Here is a 21,330-nt window from a genome sequence, read left to right as displayed (position 1 = left end):
TCCGACCACCGCCAACGAGCAAGGGTCTTATCGCGGCCAGGGGGTCTGCAAGTGCAGAACGTGACTTCCCACACCCGTCCACAGATGGCCGGGAATTGATTCCGGCACGTGCTCCGGTCACGCCGACGGCGAGTTGGCAATCCTTGTCGTTGCTCTTGGTCGAGGACGACCGCGCCGACGCGGTGCTCGTGGAAGACCTGATCTCCGACGCGGCCGCCGACATCCGGGTGGTGTGGGCCAAGTCGATGGCGGACGCCGAACGCGAGCTGGAATCCGCCCGCCCCGATTGCGTGCTGCTGGATCTGCACCTGCCCGACGCCAGCGGGATCGACGCGTTGGACCGCGTGGCCAAGCTGGACGCCACCGTGCCGATCGTCGTGCTGACCGGGCTCAACGACGAGTATTTCGGGGCGTCGGCAGTCGCCGCCGGCGCCCAGGACTACCTGGTCAAGGGCCGCGTCGAGCCGGAAATGCTGCGTCGCGCGCTGCTGTACGCGATCGAGCGCAAGCGCGCCGAGCTGATCGCCGCCGACCTGCACGCGACCCAGCTGCGGGCCCGGGAGAACGCGCTGCTGGAACGCGGACTGCTGCCCTCCCCGCTGCTGCTGGACGACCCGGGCGTCGACATCGTCGCCCGCTACCGCCCCAGCCGCGAAGGCGCTTTGCTCTGTGGCGACTTCTACGACGTCGTCCAGACGCCCGACCGGATCGTGCACGTCCTGATCGGCGACGTCGCCGGGCACGGCCCGCACGAGGCGGCCCTGGGCGCGGCGCTGCGGATCGCGTTTCGCACGCTCACCTTCGCCGGCGTGCACGGCGTCGACCTGATGCGCCAGCTCGAGCGGGTGCTGTATTCGGAACGCACCGGCACCGGCATCTTCGCGACCGTGCTCAGCCTCGAGATCTGCCCGGAGCGCCCGGAGGTCAGCGTCATCCGCGCCGGGCATCCGGGGATGTTGCTGCAGGGCGGCGGCGCGGTCCAGTGGGTGGAGCCGCCGGGCGGCCCGGCGCTGGGCCTGCGCGCCGACGGCTGGCCGCGCCACGAGCTGGAGGTGCCCGCCGGCCACGGCCTGCTGTTGCTGACCGACGGTCTCTACGAAGGCTATTCGGGGCAGGGGACCGAGCGGCTCGGCGAGGACGGCCTGCTCGAGCTTGCCCGCTCGCACGCCAACCGACCCGGCCCGGCATTCGTCGACGCCCTCATCGACGGCGCCCAGGAACTCGCCGAGCCGCGCGGCGGCCTCACCGACGACATCGCCGTGCTCCGCATCGAGAGGACCACCACGTGACGGCACCGGCTCCGCTTCGGCTCGCGCAGCTCACCGTGCGGGGGTGGCTGGCCCTCGTCCTGTGGATCATGGGTGCGACGGTGCTCCTCGGCGCGGTCGTCGGCGGGGTGCTACTGGACCGCACCGACCAGGTGTCGCGCCAGGTGGGCGAGGACATCCAGCCGGCGCGCGTCGCCGCGACCCATTTGCAGGCGGCCCTGCGGGACCAGGAAACGGGCGTGCGCGGTTACCTGATCACCGCCGACCGGCAGTTCCTCGCGCCGTATTACGACGGGCAACGCGCCGAACGGGCCGCCGCCGACGAGATTCGCCGGCTGGTCGGCGGGCGCGCGGAGCTGATCGCCGACCTGGAGGCGGTCGAAACCGCCGCCGCGGACTGGCGCACCAGCTACGCCGAACCCGTCATCGCGGCCGTGACCCCCAAGGTTCCCAGCGTCGTCAGCACCTCGATGGCCGACCTCGGCAAAGCCAAATTCGACCGTCTGCGAGTGCTTTTCGACACGCAGAACACGCACCTGGCCGACGCGGCGGCCAGCGCCGTCGACGAGCTCAACGACATCAACGGCTGGCGCGACTGGGTGCTGGGCGCGATGGTGCTGATCGTTTTGGGCGCGGCCGCGCTGTTGGGGTTGCTGAGTCGCGCGGCGATCACCCGGCCGATCGCGAGCCTGGCCGCGGCCTGCCGCCGGATCACCCAGGGCAACTTCGACGAAGTGATCTCGGCGCCCAAGCGGCCCAAGGACATTCGCAACATGGCCATCGACGTCGAGAATATGCGCAAGCGCATGGTCGAAGAGCTCGACGTGTCCCGTTCGGCCCAAACCCTGCTCGATGAGCAGACCGCCGAATTGCGCCGGTCCAACACCGAACTCGAGCAGTTCGCCTATGTCGCCTCGCACGATCTGCAGGAGCCGCTGCGCAAGGTGGCCTCCTTCTGTCAGCTGCTCGAGAAACGGTACGCCGACAAGCTCGACGAACGCGGCATCGAATACATCGGGTTCGCGGTCGACGGCGCCAAACGCATGCAGGCGCTGATCAACGACCTGCTCACCTTCTCCCGGGTCGGCCGGCTGGGCACCACGGAGACCGAGGTGCAGCTCGACGCGACGCTCGACGCCGGCCTGGCCAACCTGGCCGTCGCGATCGAGGAGACCGAAGCCCAGATCGTGCGCCCGACGGAGCCGCTGCCGGAGATCGTGGGGGATCCGACGCTGCTGACGATGCTGTGGCAGAACCTGATCGGCAACGCGATCAAGTTCCGGCACAAGGATCGCCCGCCCCGCGTCGTCATCGAATGCGCACCCGGCGAGGGCACCCACGACGGCGAATGGTTGTTCAGCGTGTCGGACAACGGCATCGGCATTCCGGAGGAATTCTCCGACAAGGTCTTCGTCATCTTCCAGCGGCTGCACGGCCGGGAGGTGTACGCGGGAACCGGCGTGGGTCTCGCGTTGGTCAAGAAGATCGTCGAGCACCACGGCGGCACCGTGCGGATCGACACGTCCTACACCGAGGGGACGCGATTCGAATTCACGTTGCCCATGCCCGGGCGCGTCGAGGAAGAGGACTCAGTCGCTTTGGAAGGAGCGCATCAGTGACACCCGAAGGAAGAGCGATCGACATCCTGCTGGTCGAAGACGACCCGGGGGACGAGCTGATCACGCGAGAAGCGTTCGAGCACAACAAACTCAAGAACCGGCTGCACGTCGCGCACGACGGGGAGGAGGGACTCAACTACCTGTACCGGCGCGGCGAGTTCGCCGACGCGCCGCGGCCCGACCTGATCCTGCTGGATTTGAACCTGCCCAAATACGACGGCCGCCAGCTTTTGGAGAAGATCAAGTCCGACCCCGAGCTGGCCCAGATCCCGGTCGTCGTGCTGACCACCTCCTCGGCCGAGGAGGACATCCTCAAGAGCTACAAGCTGCACGCCAACGCCTACGTCACCAAACCCGTCGACCTGGACCAGTTCATGAAGGCGGTCCGGCAGATCGACGAGTTCTTCGTTCAGGTGGTGCGGCTGCCGACCGCCTGAACGAGGCTGAGGCGCAACCGAATCGGGCTACCCGGATTCCGAGTGCCGCCGCGCGAACCAGGTGATCATCCGCCCGAGGATGATCAGCAGGAACACGAACACGATCAGCAGGAACGCGGCATCGTAGGACAGGTCGCGGGCCGCCTTCGACGGCAGGTTGTAGAACGTCCAGATCGGGTAGGTCAGGTAGCCCACCGGTGAGTCGGTGAGCTTGCCGGTCGGGGCCGAGTTCGACCAGCCCGCCGTGTACAGCATCGGCGCCGTCTCGCCCACCGCCAGCGCGAGCGCCACCAGCAGCCCGGTGACGATGCCGGGGATCGCCGACTTGAGCACGATCTTGCGCAGGGTCCAGCCGAGCGGCAACCCGAGCGCTTCGGCCCCCTCCCGGTAGGCCGTGGGCACCTGCGCCAGCGCGGACTCGGTGGCCTTGGCGATGTACGGAATGCTCATCGCCGAGAGCGTCAGCACCCCGGCCGCCAGGGAGAAGCCCCAGTGGAATTTCACCACCAGGGCCAGGTAGCCGACGTAGCCGAGCACGATCGACGGGATGCCGGACAGGATCTCGTAGGCGCCGCGCAGGATGGAACGCGTTCTGCCGCCGGCGAATTCGGAGAGATAGATCCCGGTCAGCACGCTGACGGTGCCCCCGACCAGCATGACGCCGACGCCGATGACCACGGTGCCGATGATGGCGTTGCGCAGCCCGCCGCCGTTGCCGCGGGTGTTCTCGGTGAGCACGCTCCATTTGAAGACCGGCAGGGCGCGCCCGACGACCTCGACCAGCATCCACAGCGTCGGCACGACCACCACCGCCAGGCAGCACACGCAGCCGATCCAGAACAGCGCGTTGACGATCTTGCGTCGGGTACCGACCATGTCAGACACCCCGTCCCACCGGCAGCGCCGTGCCCGACACCCGGCGCACCATCGTGCGGGCCGCGACGTTCGTGAGCAACGTGATCACCATCAACACCAGGGACACCTCGGCGAGGGTCTTCACGGCGAAGTCGGTGAAGTCCGTCATCGCCGAATCCAGCTGCGACACAACGGTGGCCGCGATGGTGGTCATCGTCGCGTAGATGTTGGCGGGTATCGCGCCCAACACCGCACCCGACACCATGGCGACGGCCATCGTCTCTCCCAACGCGCGGCCGAGCCCGAGCACCACCGCTCCGACGATGCCGCTCGACACCCACGGCAGGGTGACCCGCCGCGCGCACTCCCAGTCGGTCATCCCCAGCGCGACCGCGCCCTCGCGGGGCAGCACCGGCACCTGGCGGATCAGGTCGCGGGTGGTGCTGGCGATGATGGGAATGACCATCACCGCCAGCACCAGCCCGGACACCAACAGGCCCTCCCCGTTACCGGTGTTGCCGCGCAAGTAGCTGAGCACCGGCACGTCGGGCGCGTTGCGGGCGATCACCGGGGCCACGTAGTGGGCGATGAACGGCCCGAATGTCATTGCGCCCCAAAGGCCGACGATGACGCTGGGGATGCCGGCGAGCAATTCGAGCACCATCCCGATGGCCGACGCGAGACGCTTCGGCAACCGCTCCACGATCACCAGCGCCGCCCCGATCGACACCGGCACCGCGATGACCAGGGCGATCGCCGAGGTCGCCAGGGTGCCCACGATCAGCGGCAGCGCCCCATAGTAGGCGCCGACGGGATGCCGGACGCCGCGGGTGACGACGGCGTCCCCGTAGGTGTTGCCGGGGTTCCACTCGGTGGCGGTGAAAAAGTGCAGCCCGTTGACCCTGATCGCGGGCAGCGCCTCGAGAAGCAGGGTCGCGAGCACGAACACGAGCGCGAGCAGCGGAACCACCGCGCCCGCCGCACCCAGGGAACGGATGGCCAGGCCCGGGCGGCGCGCGCCGCGGATCCGCGCCCGCGCGCCGCCCATCGCGATGTCGGTCACCAAACCCCTACTGGCCGCTGATCTTGGCGATCTGGGCGTCCGACAGCTTCGCCACGTCGGCCGGCAGCGGCTGGAAGTGCACCTTGTCCAGGAACGAGGCGTTGTTGCCGTCGCTGATCGCCCAGTGCAGGAAGGCCTGCAGGGTCTGGGCGGTGGCGGCGTCCTTCTGACCGCTGTTGACGATGGCGTACTCGTAGTTGACGATCGGATAGCCGTCCGGCGCCGGGCCGTTGATCAGCGAGATCGCTTGGTTCGCCGGGGTTTTCGAGGCGAATCCGGCGGCCGCGGCCTGAATGCTCTTGGCGTCGGGCAGCAGGTACTTGTCGGAGGCGTTGGCCAGCTGCGCCTCGCCGAGCCCCTTGCCCTGCGCTTGGTCGAGGAAGCTGATGCCGATGTAGGCCACGCAGCCCGGGGTGTCCGCGCAGCCGGTCACCATGCCGCCGTTGCCGTTCTCCCCGAGCGCGCCGGGCACCGTCGGGAAGGCGACGGTGGTGCCGAAGCCGGGCGATTTGCCCCAGCCGTCGGGGTCCTGCTTGGACAGGTACTGGGTGAACAGGAAGGTGTCACCGGAGCCGTCGGAGCGGTGCAGCGGAACCACCGGTGTGGCAGGCAGATTCACGCCGGGGTTCAGCCCGGCGATCTGCGGGTCGTTCCAGGTCTTGACGGAGCCGTTGTACATGCCGGCCAGCACCTTGCCGTTGAGCTTGATGTGTTCGGTGACACCGGGCAGGTTGTAGTTGACCTGCTGCGCGGAAATGGCCAGCGCGATGTTCATCAGTCCCTTGTGCGCGGCCATGTCGCCCTCGGACAGGTAGGCGTCGGAGGCGCCGATCTCGACCGCCCCGGCCGCGGCCTGGGAGATCCCGGTCCCGGAGCCGGTGCCCTGGGTGGTGATCGTGACGTTCGAGTACTTGTCGTGATAGGCGGGGCCCCACAGGTTGAACAGCGGGTACAGCAGCGTGCTGCCCGTCTCCGACAACGTCACCGGCGATGACGCCGGCGTCGTCGCGACCGGGCCGCCGCCGCCCTGACTCGGCGCACCGGTCTGCGAGTTCGAACCACACGCAGCCGCGGCGAAAACCAGGGGCGCGGTCGCGGCCATCGCCAGCAACCTACTCATACGAACTTTCACGGCCTTCTCCCTTTCTCTTTCCTTTAGGTCCCTTGCGTCCCTTTGCTTTTCTGCGCTCATCCGCCGATCTTGGCGATCTGGGCGTCCGACAGCGTCACCACCTCGGCCGGCAGCGGCTGGAAGTGAACCTTGTCCAGAAACGACGGGCCGTTGCCCTCGGTGATCGCCCAGTGCAGGAACGCCTGCAGCGTTTGGGCGGTGGCGTCGTCGCGCTGGTCCGCGTTGACGATCGCGTACTCGTAGTTGACGATCGGGTACCCATCCGTGGCCGGGCCGTTGATCAGCGAAATCGCCTGGTTCGCCGGGGTTTTCGAGGCGACGCCGGCGGCCGCGGCCTGAATGCTCTTGGCGTTGGGCAGCAGGTATTTGCCGGAGGCGTTGCCCAGCTTGGCCTCGCCGAGGCCGTGCTGGTCGGCCTCGTCGAGCGAGCCGATGCTGGTGTAGGCCACACACCCCGGGTTCGCGGCGCAGCCGGTCACCATGGCGCCGTCGCCGTTCTCGCCCAGCGCTTCGCCCACGGCCGGGAAGGAGACGGTGGTGCCGAACCCGGGCGAGCGGCCCCAGCCGTCGGGGTCCTGCTTGGACAGGTACTGGGTGAACTGAAACGTGCTGCCGGACCCGTCGGAGCGGTGCAGCGGCACCACCGGGATCGCGGGGAGCTGCAGGCCGGGGTTGATGCCGGCGATCTGCGGGTCGTTCCAGGTTTTGATCGTGCCCCGGTACATGCCGGCCAGCACCTTGCCGTTGAGCTTGAGGTGCTGATGCACCCCGGGCAGGTTGTAGTTGACCTGCTGCGCCGAGATGGCCAGCGCGATGTTCATCAGCCCCTTGTGCGCGGCCATGTCGCCCGCGGACAGGTAGGCGTCGGAGGCGCCGATGACGACCGCCCCGGCGGCGGCCTGGGAGATCCCGGCGCCCGAGCCGCTGCCCTGGGTGGTGACGGTGACGTTCGGGTGCTTGGCGCGGTAGGCGGCGCCCCACTCGCTGAACAGCGGGTAGAGCAGCGTGCTGCCGGTCTCGGAGAGCTCGATCGTGGACGTCGCCGGGGCGGTGGCGACGCTGCCGGCGGCCGGCCCGGTGCTCGGCGCCCCCCGCGTCGCGTGCGCACCGCAAGCCGCGATCCCGAGGACCGGCGGCGCGATGGCCACCAGACCCAGCAGCGTACCCAGACGACTCTTCACGTCCCCGCTTCCTCTTCCCGGCGAGACCCTTTCCCGCTATTGGCTTTCCGCGACACCGGCCGTCTGCGAGGACCCCCGATCCGAGCCCTGTGCCGGCCGGAAAGGCGCGAAGTAGCGGACGGTCTCCTCGTGCTGCGGCGACAGGAACAACTGCTTGGTCGGCCCCTCCTCGACCAGCCTGCCCTCGAAAAAGAAGGCGGTCCGGTCGCCGGTGCGGGCGGCCTGCGCGAGATCGTGGGTGACCATGATCACGGTCAGCCGGTCGGCGAGGGAGCGGATGAGTCCCTCGATCTTCTCGGTGGTGGTCGGGTCCAGCGACGAGGTGGGCTCGTCGAGCAACAGCACGTCCGGGTTGACCGCGAGCGCGCGGGCCAGGCACAACAACTGCTGCTGGCCACCGGAGAGCCGGAACGGCGAATCCCCGAGGCGATCCTTGACCGCGTCCCAGAGGCCGACCTCGGTGAGCCGGGCCTCGGCGACAGTTTTGAATTGCTTGCGCGGCGCCATTTTGTGCGCGCGCACGCCGGCCACCACGTTGTCCATGATCGACATCGGGAACGGGTTGGGACGCTGGAACAGCATGCCCACGCTGCGGCGAAACTCCATCAGGTCGCGGTCGGCGAAGATGGTGCGCCCGCCCAACAGGACGTCACCGCTGTGCCGGAATCCGGAGACCTTGTCGTTCATCCGGTTCAGGGTGCGCAGGAAGGTGGTCTTGCCCGAGCCGGTCGGCCCCAGCAGGGTGGTGACGGAACGGGCGGGGAAGTCGAGGCTGACCTGCTCGAGGACCGTTTTGGGGCCGAACCCCAAAGTGAGGTCGACGGCCCGCATGAGCTGGCCACCATCGGCGACAGGAGCCGCAACTGCGGCCGGTAACTGTTGTTCGCGACGCATTGACAACCGATGCTACGTGTTTGCGTCCGGCACGCGGTCACCGGCCATTAACCTCTTATTCTTTGTCAAGGGTTTGTATATTCGCGATTGGTTAACTTTTGTTGACGATCGAAGGAGTTTCGTGAGGTTCGCTCGATCTGGTGTCGCCCTGAGCGTGGTGGCCGCCGTCGCCCTGGCGCTGGCGGGATGCGGCGACAACAACTCGTCGTCGGGATCGAGCGGCAAGCAGGCGTCGGTGGACTGCGGCGGTAAGAAGGTCCTCAAAGACAGCGGCTCGACCGCGCAGCAAAACGCCATCGAGCAGTTCGTCTACGCCTACGTTCGGGCCTGCCCGGGTTACACGCTCGATTACGACGCCAACGGCTCCGGCGCCGGCGTGACCGAATTCCTGAACAACCAAACGGATCTCGCCGGTTCCGATGTCCCGCTGGACCCGTCCACCGGTCAAAATGACCGGGCGGCGCAGCGGTGCGGTTCGCAGGCCTGGGATCTGCCCACGGTGTTCGGACCGATCGCGGTCACCTATCACCTGACCGGGGTGAGCGGGCTGAAACTGGACGGGCCCACCGTGGCGAAGATCTTCAACGGAACCATCACCAAGTGGGACGATCCGGCGCTGAAGGCGATCAACTCGGGCCTCAACCTTCCGTCGACGCCCATCACGGTCATCTTCCGCAGCGACAAATCCGGCACCACCGCCAACTTCCAGAAGTACCTCGACGGCGCGTCGGACGGCGCCTGGGGCAAGGGCGACAGCGAGGTGTTCAACGGCGGCGTCGGGCAGGGCGCCAGCGGGAACAACGGCACGTCCGCGCTGCTGCAGAACACCGAGGGGTCGATCACCTACAACGAGTGGTCGTTCGCGGTGGGCAAGCAGCTGAACATGGCGTCGATCATCACGTCGGCGGGCCCGGACGCGGTGCCGATCACCAAGGACACCGTCGAGAAGACGATCGCTGGGGCGACCTTCAAGGGGCAGGGCAACGACCTGGTGCTGGACACCTCGTCGTTCTACAAGCCGACACAGTCCGGCGCGTACCCGATCGTGCTGGCGACCTATGAAATCGTCTGTTCGAAGTACCCGGACGCGGCGACGGGCAAGGCGGTGAAGGCGTTCATGCAGGCCGCGATCGGGCCGGGCCAGGAGGGGCTGGACCAGTACGGTTCCATCCCGCTGCCCAGCTCGTTCACGGCGAAGCTGTCGGGTGCGGTCAATGCGATTTCGTGACATGGAGACTCGACGGTGAGCGATAGCGGACCGGCCTCGCGGGCCGGGTCCTGGTTCGGGCCCTATCGGCTGGTGCGCCTGCTGCGCCAGGGCGGCATGGGCGAGGTGTACGAGGCCGAGGACACCCGCAAGCACCGCATGGTGGCCCTGAAACTGATCTCACAACAGTTCTCCGGCAACTCGGAGTTCCGTGCGCGCCTGCAGCGCGAGGCCGATATCGCCGGACGGCTGACCGAACCGCATGTGGTGCCGATCCACGACTACGGCGAGATCGACGGGCGTTTCTATGTGGACATGCGCCTCGTCGACGGCGTCGATCTGGGCACGCTGTTGCGCCGGGACGGGCCGCTGGCCGCGCCGCGGGCGATCGCGATCATCAGCCAGGTCGCGGCCGCCCTGGACGCGGCGCACGCCATCGGGGTGACGCACCGCGACGTCACACCGGGCAACATCCTGATCACCGGCAGCGACTTCGCGTACCTGGCGGATTTCGGAATCGCCCGGGCCGCAACCGATCCGGGGTTGACCCAGTTCGGGACCGCGATCGGCACGTATTACTACATGGCGCCGGAACGCTTCACCGACGACACCGTCACCCACAGCGCCGACATCTATTCGCTCGCATGCGTTTTGAGTGAGTGCCTGACCGGCTCGCCGCCGTATCGGGCCGACACGATCGAACGGCTGGTCGCCGCGCACCTGACGAAGGCACCCCCGTCGCCCAGCCAACTGCGCCCCGGGGCGTTTCCGCCCGCCCTGGATCAGGTGATCGCCAAGGGCATGGCCAAACGTCCCGAGGAGCGCTATCGCACCGCGGGCGAATTCGCCGCCGCCGCGCATGACGCGCTGACCACGTCCGAGCAGCGCAAGGCGACCACAATCCTGCGCGAAGGGGAGGACGCGGTCCAGCGTGCGGAGGCGTCGGCCCAGCGCCCGGAGCGCGAGCCGCAGTCCTGGCCCGCCGCCGAGACCATGGCCGGTCCGGTGGCCCCGAGGCCCGGCGGCACCGGCTGGTCCGAGCGCTCCGGCCATCACCCCTCGCTGATCCGTCCCGCCCCAACGACGTTCGGCCACACCTACGGGTCCGGGCCGGACTTCAGGAGTCCCGCCGTGCCGATCGACAGCAAGCGAAAGCAGTGGATCATCGTCGGCGCCATCGCGCTCGTCGCCCTCGTCGCGTTCATCGTGGCGGTCGCCGGTTACCTGTCCACGCGGTCCTCGGGGCCGGCACAGGAGGCGTCCGGTCAAAGTGTGTTGCCCTTCAACGGGATTGACTTCCGCCTGTCCCCGGGCGGGGTGGCGCTGGACAGCGCCGGCGACGTCTACGTCACCAGCGAGGGCATGTACGGGCGCGTGGTGAAGCTGACGGCCGGTTCGAACGCCACGACGGTGCTGCCGTTCCACGGGCTCTACCAGCCGCAGGGTCTGGCCGTCGACGGCGCCGGCACGGTGTACGTCGCCGATTTCAACAACCGGGTGGTCAGCCTGGCCGCGGGCTCCAACGACCAGAAGGTGCTGCCGTTTTCCGGTCTGAGCTACCCCGAGGGCGTCGCGGTCGACAGCCAGGGCGCGGTGTACGTCGCCGACCGCGGCAACAGCAGGGTGGTGAAGCTGGCGGCGGGATCCAAGACCCAGACCGAGTTGCCGTTCAACGGACTGATGAATCCCGACGGTGTCGCCGTCGACGCCGCGGGCACCGTGTACGTCGCCGACACCGACAACAACAGGATCGTCAAGCTCGACGCCAATTCGAATACCCAGGCGGAGTTGCCATTTCAGAACGTCTCCGTGCCGTGGGGCATCGCGGTGGACAACAGCGGCACCGTCTACGTCACCGAACACGACAAGAGCGACGTGCTGAAGTTCCCGGCGGGCTCGAACACGCCGACCGTCCTGCCGTTCGACGGGCTCAACACGCCCTTGGCGGTGGCGGTCGACAAGGAACGAAGCGTCTATATCGCCGACCGCGGCAACGACCGGGTGGTCAAGCTGACGCCCTGAGGCTCACGACGCGGGTTGCGGTGCGCCCAGATACTCCTCGGTGTGCTGCCCGAGGGCCGGGGGAGGGTCGGTGGCGTCGGCGTCGAAGCTGGAATAGCGTGCCGGGGTGCGGATCACCGTGACCGCGTCCTCACCCTCACCGACCGGCAGGGCGAGCTCGTTCTCCGCGAACAGCGCGGTGCCGACCACCTGCTTCCAGGTATAGGCGTGGCAGGCCATCAGGCCGCCGTCCTGCAGCAGCCGGACCCATTCGTCGGCGGTCTTGGCGGCCAGCGCCTTCTCGAGTTCCTCGGTGAGTTCCGGATAGTTGAGCGCCCGGGCGCGCTGGTCGATGAACCGCTCGTCGTCGCGCATGTCGGGGCGGCCGATGATCTCGCACAGCTTGTCCCAGTGCTTGGGCACGTACGCGCTGATCACCAGGTATCCGTCGGCCGCCTTGAAGGCGTCCGACGGCTGGGTGGCGAACCCGACACCCTTGCGCCGCTTGGGCTTTGGCGTTGAGTCGGACGGCTTGGGTTCCGCGTTGGGCTTGTTCAGGTGGATGGTCAGCTGGCTGGCCTGCAGGCTGACCGCGACGTCGTACATGGCGACCCGCACGACGTCGGCCACGCCGTGGCGCTCGCGGTTGAGCAGCGCGGCCAGCACCGCCTGCGCCAGCACGTGTCCGCTGGCGGCGTCGACGAGCTGGAACGGGATGATCTGGGGTTTGCCGGTGGGCGTGGGCATCCCGGTGGTCATGCCGGACTCGGCGGCGACCATCAGGTCCACGCCGGGCCGGCTGCCCTCCGGGCCGTTGCCGCCGTAGGCCGAGAGGCGCGCGTAGATGAGTTTGGGGTTGCGGGATTGCAGCTCGTCGGGTCCCAGTCCCATGCGTTCCATCACCCCGGGCCGAAACCCTTCCAGCACAACGTCTGCGGTGTCGACCAGCCGCATGATCTGCTGCTTGGCCTCGTCGTCGCGCAGGTCCGCCATCACCGACTTCTTGCCGCGGTTGTGGGGGAGGAACAGGGTGGCCAGCGGCGGGCGGCCGGGCAGCACCGCGGTGATGTGGCGGGCCGCCTCGCCGACGGGCGCCTCGACCTTGATGACCTCGGCCCCCAGGTCGGCCAGCACCTGGCCGGCCATCGGCCCGGCGATGTTCTGGGTGAAGTCGAGCACCCGAAATCCGTCAAGTGGCTTGGGTGGCTTGCTGTTTGGCACTGGTGCCTGCCTTCCTCAACGCGCCGCGCTGCGCACCGCGGTGCAGTAGTAGTTCTGGGCGAAGGGCGCCTCGGGGTCGGTCGATTGCAGCGGGAGCCCGGTGTTGGCCAGCAGCTGATTCAGCGGCGTGCGCACCGGCTGCCAGCCCTTCTGCTGCAGGTAGGTCGCCACGTCGTTGCGCGGCCCGGGGAAGCCCAGGTCGCCCAGCGCGATGTCGAGGCCGCCCTGCCGCCACTTTTCGCTCGCCGCGTTCAGCGCGTCCCCGCTGGTGCCTGTGTTCGCGAACACCTCGGCAACCAACTGGCTGCCGTCGGCGGACAGGTCGGTGATGTTGTCCAGCAACCGATCCTGGGCTTCCGGCGGCAGGAAGCCGATCAGCCCCTCGGCGGCCCAGGCGGCGGGTCGCCCGGCGTCGAAGCCGGCCTGGCGCAGCGCCGACGGCCAGTCGTGGCGCAGGTCGACCGGGACGTTGCGCACCTCGGCGGTCGGCTCGGCGCCGAGGTCGGCGATGGTGGCGGCCTTGAACTCGAGCACCTGCGGCTGGTCGATCTCGAACACCGTGGTGCCCGCGGGCCAGGGCAACCGGTAGGCGCGCGCATCCAGGCCGGAGGCGAGGATGACCACCTGACCGATGCCGGCCGCGCCCGCCTCGGCGAAGAACGCGTCGATGTAGCGGGTGCGGGCGGCCATCATGTCGGTCATGCGCTGCATGCCCCACGCGGCACCGGGCTCGTCGACGTCGGCGGAGTCGAGTTCACCGGCCGCCCACCGGGTCATGAAGTCGACGCCCACCGCGCGGACCAGCGGCTCGGCGAACCGGTCGTCGATCAGGCCGTCCCGGGTGGCCCGGGCCCGTCCCGCGGCCACCATGGTGGCGGTCGCGCCCACGCTGGTCGCCAGGTCCCAGGTGTCGTCGTCGGTGCGCGCCATCGCGGAAATCCCTTCGGGTCTACTGGTTAGCCACAATAACTACCAACGCCGGGCGGCGGCCGGCGGGCCGGGCCCCGCCGTGCCGGCGGCGCGACACAGATCGATCACGGCCGGGTGTTGCGACCCCGGCCCCGCCGCGCGCTCGCTAACCTGGCCCAATGACCACATCGGCCGCCCTGACGCAGGAATGCACCGCCGCGCACGACGCCGGCTGGCGGCGCGGCGCCGCGTGGGCGCGCCGGCTGGCGTGGATCAGCCTGGCCGTGGTGCTCGTCGAGGGCGCCGTCGGGCTGTGGCAGGGGCTCTCGGTCGGCTCCATCGCCCTGACCGGCTGGGCCCTCGGCGGGGCGTCGGAGGCGCTGGCCAGCGCGATGGTGGTGTGGCGGTTCAGCGGCGCGCGCACCTTTTCCCCGAGCGCCGAGCGGCGCGCACAACGCGGCGTCGCGGTGTCGTTCTGGCTCACCGCCCCGTACATCGCCGCCGAATCCATCCGCGAGCTGGTCGGCGAACACCGCGCCGAGACGTCGATGATCGGCATCGCCCTGACCGCCCTGGCCCTGCTGCTCATGCCGGTGCTGGGCCGGGCGAACCACCGCTTGGGCGCGCGGCTGGGCTCGGGCGCCACCGAGGCCGAGGGGATTCAGAACTACCTGTGCGGCGCCCAGGCGGCCGGGGTGCTGATCGGCCTCGCGGCGACGGCGCTGTGGTCGAGCGCCTGGTGGATCGACCCCGCCGTGGGGCTCGCGATCGCCGGTGTCGCCGTGTGGCAGGGCGTGCGCGCCTGGCGCGGCGAGCAGTGCGGCTGCTGAGCCGGGTCAGTTGCCGCTGCCGTTGCGCGGCGCATCCAACCGGTATCTGATCAGCCGGGAGCTGTTGGCCACCACCGCCACCGACGACGCGTTGTGCAGGATCGCGGCCAGCACCGGGGACAGCGCGCCGCCCGCCCCGATGATCAGCCCGGCGGCGTTGACGGCGATGGACATGCCGTAGTTCTCGCGGATGACGTCGACGGCGCGGGCCCCGAGGTCCCGCACGTCGAGCAGGCGATGCAGGTCGTCGTTGGCCAGGGCCACGTCGGCGGTCTCCACGGCGACGTCGGTTCCGGCCAGCCCCATCGCGATGCCGATGTCGGCGGCCGCGAGCGCGGGCGCGTCGTTGATGCCGTCGCCGACCATCCCGACGATGAAGCCCTCGTCCTGCAGCTCGCGCACCGCCGCGAGCTTGTCCTCCGGCATCACCTCGGCGTGCCACTCGTCGATCCCGAGTTCGCGCGCCACCACCTCGGCGATGTCCGGGTGATCCCCGGTGAGCATGACCACCCGGCGAATACCGTTGGCGCGCAGCTTCTTCAGCACGTCGGCGGCCTCCGGCCGCACCTCGTCGCGCAGGCTGATCAAACCCACCAGCGTGCCGTCGACGGCCAGCAGCAGCGGCGTCTCGGCCTGGCGGCGCAGCCTGTCCACCCATTCCGACGCCTTCTTGGACACCCTGACCTTTTCGGAGCGCAGCAGCCCGGGGCTGCCCAGCAGCAGGGTCCGGCCGTCGGCCCAGGTCCGCATGCCCAGCCCGACCAGCACCTCGCACTCCTCGTGCGGCGGGATGGTGATGTGGCGTTCCTCGGTGGAGCGGATCACCGCCTCGGCCAGCGGGTGCCGCGAGTGGATCTCCGAGCTGGCCGCGTAGGCCAGCACCTGTTCGGGCTGCCAGTCCTTGTGCAGCGCAATGATGTTGGTGACCACCGGGCGTCCGACGGTGAGCGTGCCGGTCTTGTCGAACACGATCGCGTCCACCTGGCCGGCCTGCTCGAGGTGCGAACCGCCCTTGATCAGGATGCCGCGGCGCGCGCCGTTGCCGATCGCCGCGCTGATCGCCGTCGGGGTGGCCAAACCCACCGCGCACGGGCAGGCGATCAGCAGCATCGTCATCGCCCGGCGGACGTCACCGGTGATCGCCAGCGTGATGGCCGAGACGATGAACGAGGTGGGAACGAAACGGCGGGAGAAGTTTTCGCCGACGGTCTGAATCGGCGCCCGGTCGTGTTGCGCCTCTTCGACCCGGGCGATGATGCGCCCGATGGTGGTCTGGTTGCCGACCGCGCTGGCCCTCACCACCAGGCGTCCGCGCACCACCACCGAACCTGCGTGCACGTGCGCGCCGGCCACGATGCTGACCGGCAGGTTCTCCCCGGTGATCGCGGACTGGTTGACGACGGCCTCGCCGTCGACCACCTCGCCGTCGACCGGGATCGCGACGTGGTCGTGCACCACGACCTCGTCGCCGATCTGCACGGTGTCGATCGGCACCTGGACCTCGCGCGGGGTGGGGCCGTCGTCGAGCCGCAGCCACGCCGTGTCCTGGTTGCCGCGCAGCAACTCCGAGATGGCCCGACGGGTCCGTCGCAGCGTCAGATCCTGCAGGTACTCACCGATGTTGAGCAGCCATAGCACCGTCAGCGCGACCACGTTCTCCCGCAGCACCAGGCTCGCCACGGTCGCCGCGGAGACCAGCGCGTCGGTCCCGGCCTTGCCGGAGCGCAGCGAGCGCAGCGCGCCGCGCAGGAAGGGGTAGCCGGTGAAGACGGTGACACCGGTGGCGAACAGCCGGCCGCTGGGGCCGAGCAGCGGCGGCCGCGCGAACACGTAGCGGCGCATCCCGAGCAGCGCCAGCGCCGCGCCGCCGATCACCATGCGCAGCACGTCGGCGTTGCGGATCTCGGTGGAGTGCGGCGCGCGCGCCGGGATCAGTTCGGCGGCGACGTGCGCCGCGTCGCCGATGGCCGCCAGCACCGAGGAGCGGTCGCAGCGCCGCGGCGAATACCAGACGACCACCGACCCGGTGCGCGGGTAGGCGTGCACCACGCGCACGCCCTCGCACTTGGCGACGGCCTCCTCGACCGCCACGGCGCGCCGCGAATCGGCGCGCACCCAGGCGACCGCGACCCGCATACGTCCGGCGGCGTCGGAAATCACCTGCAGCGCGGGGTCTTTCGCCCGCACCTCGTCGTCAACGTCGGGGACTAGGGCGAGGTCCATAGCGGCGATCAGTGCTCGTGGTCGTGGGGTTCTGCGATCGACGGCGTGGGCGCCTCCTCGCCGATGCGCTCGCGGGCCTCGGCCATGACGTCGGCGAGGCGCAGGCGCGCCGACTCGGCGGCCTCCTCGGCCCTGCGGGTGCCGCGCAGACCGAGCTCGGCGCCCTTCACCGCGGTCTCGTGCAGCGGCGCCTTGGCCACGGCCTTGCGCACCACCTCGTAGGCCGTCACGCCGACCAGCCCGGTGACGACCGTCCCCGCCGCCTTCGCCAAGAGCCCGTACACCGCCATTGCCGCAACCTTCCTCGTCGTCCGCGTGTTCAGCCCGTGCTCGCTCGACGTTAACATCGAAATATTGCGATATCAATATGAATCGTGCCGGGGCGGGTGGCGCCGCCTCAGAGCACCCGGGTGACCTTTTCGGTCTCGATGCGGCGCGACTGCGCGTCCGGATCGGCGTTGGCCACCTGCACCAGCGAGGCGCCGACGGCCATGATCGCCAGCAGGTTGTCCACCAGCTCGGCGGGTTCGGTCCACGGCTTGCCGGACAGCACGCGGTCGCTCGACGTCAAACCCCTTGCCGCCGCGGATGTTTGACAATCCGCCAGCACGTCGTCGACCGAGCGGCCACCCAGCGCGGGCCCCGGGCGCGGTTCGGGAACGATCTGGTCGCCGTGCACCCGCACCGCGGTGGCGTAGTCGGTCACACCGATCGGCAGGTCGGGTGCCGGGCGGCCGAACGCGTCCAGCGACAGCACCGCGACCTCGCCCCCGGCCACCGCGTCGTCGGCTTCGTCAAGGCGCTCGGTGGTGCAGAGCGCCAGGTCGGCCGGCCCCGCCAGCACCGCCTCGGCGCCGATCCACCACACCCCGAACAGCACCGCGGCCGTCTGCCAGTGCGCGGGCAGCAGGATCGCGACGCGACTGGCCGGCCCGGCCCCCAGTTCGTCGCGCAACAGGTTGCCGGTCTTGGCGGCCCAGTTGGCCAGCGTCACCCCGGACAACTCGATGCGCTCGCCGGTCGCGTCGTCGTAGTAGGTGATCCGCGGGCCGACCGGGTCGGCCCGCAACATCGGATCGAGGATGGCCCCGCTCAGCGTGCTCGGTTGCTGCACGGGTCGTTAGTTTATGCACTCCGGTTTGTCGGAGCCGGCGGTCAGGATCGGCGACGGCGGGGGGACGTTGGGGTTGGTGGCCACCGCGCCGGCGGTGGACACCCGCGCGGGCATGATCGTCTCGGTGCCCGACAGGCCCGAGCCCGGGCCGCTGTAGTCGTTGGCCAGCACCACCCGCACCGCGCCCGGCGCCAGCGAGGCGTCGGCGATCACCGGCAGCCCACCCAATTCCTTGGAGACCTCCTTGGCCCCCATGTCGTCGCTCTTGGCGGCGCGGACCTGGCTGGCCTTGACGTGCCCGCCGTCGTTGTTGCCCACCGTGCCCGTGGCAAAACCCTTGGCGCTCAACACGTCTGACACGGCCGCGGCCAGCCCGTTGATGTCGGTGTCGTTGACGACGCTGGCGGTGGTCTTCGCGGGCGTGTAGGCGATCTCCTCGGTCTTGCCCTCCTCCTGCTCGTGCAGGAGTCCGTTCACCCAGTCGGCCACCTGGTGCGGGTCCACCCGCACCACGCTCTGCATGCCGTCGTCGCTCCAGCCGGCGCCGTCGAGCACCGGGATGGTGGCGAACGCGACGTTGCCGCCGGCCAGCTTCTGCATCTGCTGCACGAAATCCATCACGTCCCACCCGGCCGAGATCACCACCGAACGCTGCACGGCGGCTTCCAGGCGCCGCACCGTGGTGGGGCTGGACAGCGTCTTGCCGGAGATGACCCGGTGGGCCAGCGAGGCCATCACCACCTGCTGGCGCACCACCCGGTCCAGGTCGCCGCGCGGCAGTTCGTGGCGCTGGCGCACGAAGCTGAGGGCTTCGGGGCCGCTGAGCCGTTGCGGGCCCGCCGGGAAGTCGGCACCCGAAAGGGGCTCGAACACCGGCTCTTTGAGGCAGACGTCGACGCCGCCGAGGGCCTCGGTGATCAGCGAGAAGCCGAGCAGGCCGATCTCGGCGTAGTGGTCGACGGTGACGCCGGTCAGGTCGGCGACGGTCTTGATCAGCGCCTCGCGGCCGGCCTCGGTGCCCTGGGCGGCCGCGTCCGCCGCGGCGTCGCCGGCGCGGACCAGGCTGGCGCGCTTGGCCTCCCGGGTCTGGCCGTAGACGCCGTTGATCTTCGTCTTGCCCAGGCCGGGGGCGGCGACGTAGGAGTCGCGCGGGATCGAGATCGCGGTTGCCGACTTCCCGTTGTTGGGGATCCGGATCAGGATGATCGTGTCGGTGTTGGTGGCTTCCTCGTCGCCGGCCCGCAGCGTGTCCAGTTCCTCTTGGGACAGCGGGTTGCCGTGCGCGTCGGTGCGGCTGTCGAGGCCGACCAACAGGATGTCGATCGCGCCGTCGTCGCCGCCCTTGCCCAGCGAGGGCGCCGACATGTGAAAGATGCCGTCTTCGAAGGACCGGACATTGCTCCACGCGATCCCGGTGCCGACGACGACCGCGAGCGTCAGCACGGTGGCAATCACACGAACCACACGTTGCACAGGCATCCCACTACATTACTTGCGACACACGAGCTTCACGGGTAGCCGATCGCGGCGTGGCCCGCGCTACCCCGCGATTTCTTGGGCCCCGCGCTTTTCTGGGCTTCGCCGGGCCATGCCAAACTCGAACCATGTCAGGCAGGATCGTGATCGCCGGCGCCGGTGGGCAGCTGGGCGGCTATTTGAGCTCGCTGGCGGCGGATCAGGGCCGGGAGGTCCTGGCGCATTCGTCGTCGCAGTGGGACATCACCGACCCCGCGGCCGCCGAACGGATCGTGCAGCGCGGTGACGTGGTGATCAACTGCGCGGCCTACACAGACGTCGATGGCGCCGAGACCGACGAGGCGGGCGCCTTCGCGGTCAACGAGGCCGGTCCCGGGCACATCGCGCGGGCCTGCGCGCGGGCCGGCGCCCAGTTGATCCACGTCTCCACCGACTACGTCTTCAACGGCGATTTCGGCGGCGCCGCACCGCGGCCGTACGAGCCCAGCGATCAGACCGCGCCGCAGGGCGTGTACGCCCGCAGCAAGGCCGCGGGGGAGCAGGCCGTCCTGGCCGCGCTGCCCGAGGCGGTCGTCGTCCGCACCGCCTGGGTCTACACCGGCGGCGCCGGCAAGGACTTCGTCGCCGTCATGCGCCGGCTGGCCGCCGGGGACGGCCCGGTGGACGTGGTCGACGACCAGATCGGCTCGCCGACCTACGTCGGCGACCTGGCCGCCGCGCTGCTGCAGATCGTCGACGACCGCGTGCCCGGCCCGATCCTGCACGCCGCCAACGAGGGCGCGGTCTCGCGGTTCGAGCAGGCCCGCGCCGTCTTCGAGGAGTGCGGCGCCGACCCGGCGCGGGTGCGTCCGGTCGGCACCGACCGCTTTCCCCGGCCGGCGCCGCGACCGGCCTACTCCGCGCTGTCGGGTGGCCAGTCCGCGGCGGCCGGGCTGCGGCCGCTGCGGCCCTGGCGCCCCGCGCTTGTCGCGGCCCTGGCCGCGGCCGATCGACCGTTACCCTCTACGCGTGACTGACGTGCTGCCGGTCGTGACGGTGACCTACTCGCCGGGCCCGCATCTGGAGCGCTTCCTGGCCTCGCTGTCGCTGGCCACGGAGCGGGAGGTGTGCGTGCTGCTGGCCGACAACGGCTCCACCGACGGCACCCCGCAGGCGGCGGTCGATCGCTATCCCAACGTGCGGCTGTTTCACACCGGAGCCAACCTCGGCTACGGCACCGCGGTGAATCGCGCCGTCGCGCAGCTGGACCGCGACGACGAGTGGGTGATCGTGGCCAACCCGGACGTGCAGTGGGGACCGGGCAGCATCGACGCCCTGCTGGACGCCGCATCGCGCTGGCCGCGCGCCGGTGCGCTGGGCCCGCTGGTCCGCGATCCCGACGGCTCGGTGTATCCGTCGGCGCGGCACCTGCCCAGCCTGATCCGCGGCGGCATGCACGCGGTCGTCGGGCCGTTCTGGAAAACCAACCCGTGGTCGGCGGCGTACCGCCAGGAGCGGCTGGAGCCCAGCGAGCGCCCGGTGGGCTGGCTGTCGGGGTCGTGCCTGCTGGTGCGGCGGTCGGCGTTCGGCCAGATCGGCGGGTTCGACGAGCGCTACTTCATGTATATGGAGGACGTCGACCTCGGCGACCGGCTCGGCAAGGCGGGCTGGCTGTCCGTCTACGTGCCGTCGGCGGAAGTCCTGCACCACAAGGGCCACTCCACGGGCGGGGACCCGGCCAGCCACCTCGCCGCCCATCACAAGAGCACGTATATGTTTCTGGCCGACCGGCATGCCGGTTGGTTGCGCGCGCCGCTGCGCTGGGCGCTGCGCGCCTCGTTGGCGGTACGTTCCCGCCTGATGGTGCGCAGCGCGGTGCGCGCGTCGGGCCGGGCGAAACTGGTAGAAGGGCGACACTGAG

At 69.8% G+C, this 21,330-nt stretch carries 19 protein-coding genes; 8 read left to right on the top strand and 11 right to left on the bottom strand.

Annotation, left to right across the window (positions count from 1 at the left end; translation table 11 throughout):
• Positions 1-143: 143 nt before the first annotated feature.
• The 3 genes from OCQ_RS20625 to OCQ_RS20615 are packed head-to-tail and all read left to right on the top strand — an operon-like array spanning position 144 to position 3,324.
• The gene (locus tag OCQ_RS20625) at positions 144-1,289 is read left to right on the top strand and encodes a PP2C family protein-serine/threonine phosphatase (protein ID WP_014380982.1); all 1,146 of its coding nucleotides are present in this window, start codon (positions 144-146) and stop codon (positions 1,287-1,289) included.
• Complete coding sequence (locus OCQ_RS20620; protein ID WP_014385693.1) at positions 1,286-2,887, top strand: sensor histidine kinase; 1,602 nt, start codon at positions 1,286-1,288, stop codon at positions 2,885-2,887. Before OCQ_RS20625 ends, OCQ_RS20620 begins: the two co-directional genes overlap by 4 nt.
• Positions 2,884-3,324: a response regulator gene (locus OCQ_RS20615; RefSeq protein ID WP_009953231.1), complete on the top strand. Its 441-nt coding sequence runs from the start codon at positions 2,884-2,886 to the stop codon at positions 3,322-3,324. Before OCQ_RS20620 ends, OCQ_RS20615 begins: the two co-directional genes overlap by 4 nt.
• A gap of 27 nt (positions 3,325-3,351) precedes the next feature.
• Here OCQ_RS20615 and pstA read toward each other — a convergent pair whose 3' ends face one another.
• The 5 genes from pstA to OCQ_RS20590 form a co-directional block, all read right to left on the bottom strand.
• Complete coding sequence (pstA, locus tag OCQ_RS20610; protein WP_014385692.1) at positions 3,352-4,200, bottom strand: phosphate ABC transporter permease PstA; 849 nt, start codon at positions 4,198-4,200, stop codon at positions 3,352-3,354.
• A gap of 1 nt (position 4,201) precedes the next feature.
• Entirely contained in the window at positions 4,202-5,227 is a 1,026-nt protein-coding gene (gene pstC / locus OCQ_RS20605) for a phosphate ABC transporter permease subunit PstC (RefSeq protein ID WP_051019803.1), read from the bottom strand.
• Positions 5,228-5,249: 22 nt separating this feature from the next.
• Positions 5,250-6,362: a phosphate ABC transporter substrate-binding protein PstS gene (gene pstS / locus OCQ_RS20600; RefSeq protein ID WP_373306388.1), complete on the bottom strand. Its 1,113-nt coding sequence runs from the start codon at positions 6,360-6,362 to the stop codon at positions 5,250-5,252.
• A gap of 68 nt (positions 6,363-6,430) precedes the next feature.
• The gene (pstS, locus tag OCQ_RS20595; RefSeq protein ID WP_014385689.1) at positions 6,431-7,555 is read right to left on the bottom strand and encodes a phosphate ABC transporter substrate-binding protein PstS; all 1,125 of its coding nucleotides are present in this window, start codon (positions 7,553-7,555) and stop codon (positions 6,431-6,433) included.
• A 36-nt stretch (positions 7,556-7,591) separates the two neighbouring features.
• A complete protein-coding gene (locus tag OCQ_RS20590) occupies positions 7,592-8,386 on the bottom strand; it encodes an ATP-binding cassette domain-containing protein (RefSeq protein ID WP_009953225.1) in 795 nt (264 codons plus the stop codon).
• Between the two features lie 184 nt (positions 8,387-8,570).
• On the opposite strand from OCQ_RS20590, the gene pstS (OCQ_RS20585) reads away from it, so the two are divergent.
• Both pstS (OCQ_RS20585) and OCQ_RS20580 read left to right on the top strand, forming a co-directional pair.
• Entirely contained in the window at positions 8,571-9,677 is a 1,107-nt protein-coding gene (gene pstS / locus OCQ_RS20585) for a phosphate ABC transporter substrate-binding protein PstS (RefSeq protein ID WP_041785177.1), read from the top strand.
• 15 nt (positions 9,678-9,692) lie between these two features.
• Positions 9,693-11,678, top strand: coding sequence for a serine/threonine-protein kinase PknD (locus tag OCQ_RS20580; RefSeq protein WP_014385687.1), 1,986 nt, complete (start codon positions 9,693-9,695; stop codon positions 11,676-11,678).
• Between the two features lie 3 nt (positions 11,679-11,681).
• On the opposite strand, the gene OCQ_RS20575 is transcribed toward OCQ_RS20580, so the two are convergent.
• A complete protein-coding gene (locus OCQ_RS20575) occupies positions 11,682-12,878 on the bottom strand; it encodes a CaiB/BaiF CoA transferase family protein (protein WP_014942813.1) in 1,197 nt (398 codons plus the stop codon).
• A gap of 15 nt (positions 12,879-12,893) precedes the next feature.
• Positions 12,894-13,808, bottom strand: coding sequence for a class I SAM-dependent methyltransferase (locus tag OCQ_RS20570; protein WP_014385685.1), 915 nt, complete (start codon positions 13,806-13,808; stop codon positions 12,894-12,896).
• 158 nt (positions 13,809-13,966) lie between these two features.
• On the opposite strand from OCQ_RS20570, the gene OCQ_RS20565 reads away from it, so the two are divergent.
• The gene (locus OCQ_RS20565) at positions 13,967-14,617 is read left to right on the top strand and encodes a cation transporter (RefSeq protein ID WP_014385684.1); all 651 of its coding nucleotides are present in this window, start codon (positions 13,967-13,969) and stop codon (positions 14,615-14,617) included.
• A 6-nt stretch (positions 14,618-14,623) separates the two neighbouring features.
• On the opposite strand, the gene ctpC is transcribed toward OCQ_RS20565, so the two are convergent.
• The 4 genes from ctpC to OCQ_RS20545 form a co-directional block, all read right to left on the bottom strand.
• A complete protein-coding gene (ctpC, locus tag OCQ_RS20560) occupies positions 14,624-16,840 on the bottom strand; it encodes a manganese-exporting P-type ATPase CtpC (RefSeq protein ID WP_014383193.1) in 2,217 nt (738 codons plus the stop codon).
• 8 nt (positions 16,841-16,848) lie between these two features.
• Positions 16,849-17,130 carry a DUF1490 family protein gene (locus OCQ_RS20555; protein WP_008259830.1) on the bottom strand — a complete coding sequence of 94 codons (282 nt, stop codon included), beginning with the start codon at positions 17,128-17,130 and terminating at the stop codon, positions 16,849-16,851.
• Positions 17,131-17,237: 107 nt separating this feature from the next.
• Positions 17,238-17,954 carry a TIGR03089 family protein gene (locus OCQ_RS20550; RefSeq protein WP_014385683.1) on the bottom strand — a complete coding sequence of 239 codons (717 nt, stop codon included), beginning with the start codon at positions 17,952-17,954 and terminating at the stop codon, positions 17,238-17,240.
• 6 nt (positions 17,955-17,960) lie between these two features.
• The gene (locus OCQ_RS20545) at positions 17,961-19,433 is read right to left on the bottom strand and encodes an LCP family protein (protein ID WP_036389908.1); all 1,473 of its coding nucleotides are present in this window, start codon (positions 19,431-19,433) and stop codon (positions 17,961-17,963) included.
• A gap of 125 nt (positions 19,434-19,558) precedes the next feature.
• On the opposite strand from OCQ_RS20545, the gene rfbD reads away from it, so the two are divergent.
• Both rfbD and OCQ_RS20535 read left to right on the top strand, forming a co-directional pair.
• A complete protein-coding gene (gene rfbD / locus OCQ_RS20540; protein WP_014385682.1) occupies positions 19,559-20,446 on the top strand; it encodes a dTDP-4-dehydrorhamnose reductase in 888 nt (295 codons plus the stop codon).
• On the top strand, positions 20,439-21,329 hold the full coding sequence (locus OCQ_RS20535; RefSeq protein ID WP_008259824.1) for a glycosyltransferase family 2 protein: 891 nt from the start codon (positions 20,439-20,441) through the stop codon (positions 21,327-21,329). The genes rfbD and OCQ_RS20535 overlap by 8 nt, the downstream gene beginning before the upstream one ends.
• The last annotated feature ends 1 nt before the right edge of the window (position 21,330 follow it).

The organism is Mycobacterium paraintracellulare (assembly GCF_000276825.1).
Lineage (GTDB): Bacteria > Actinomycetota > Actinomycetes > Mycobacteriales > Mycobacteriaceae > Mycobacterium > Mycobacterium intracellulare.
Note: the sequence above shows the minus strand (reverse complement) of the source record. Positions and strands in the feature narration are given on the sequence as shown.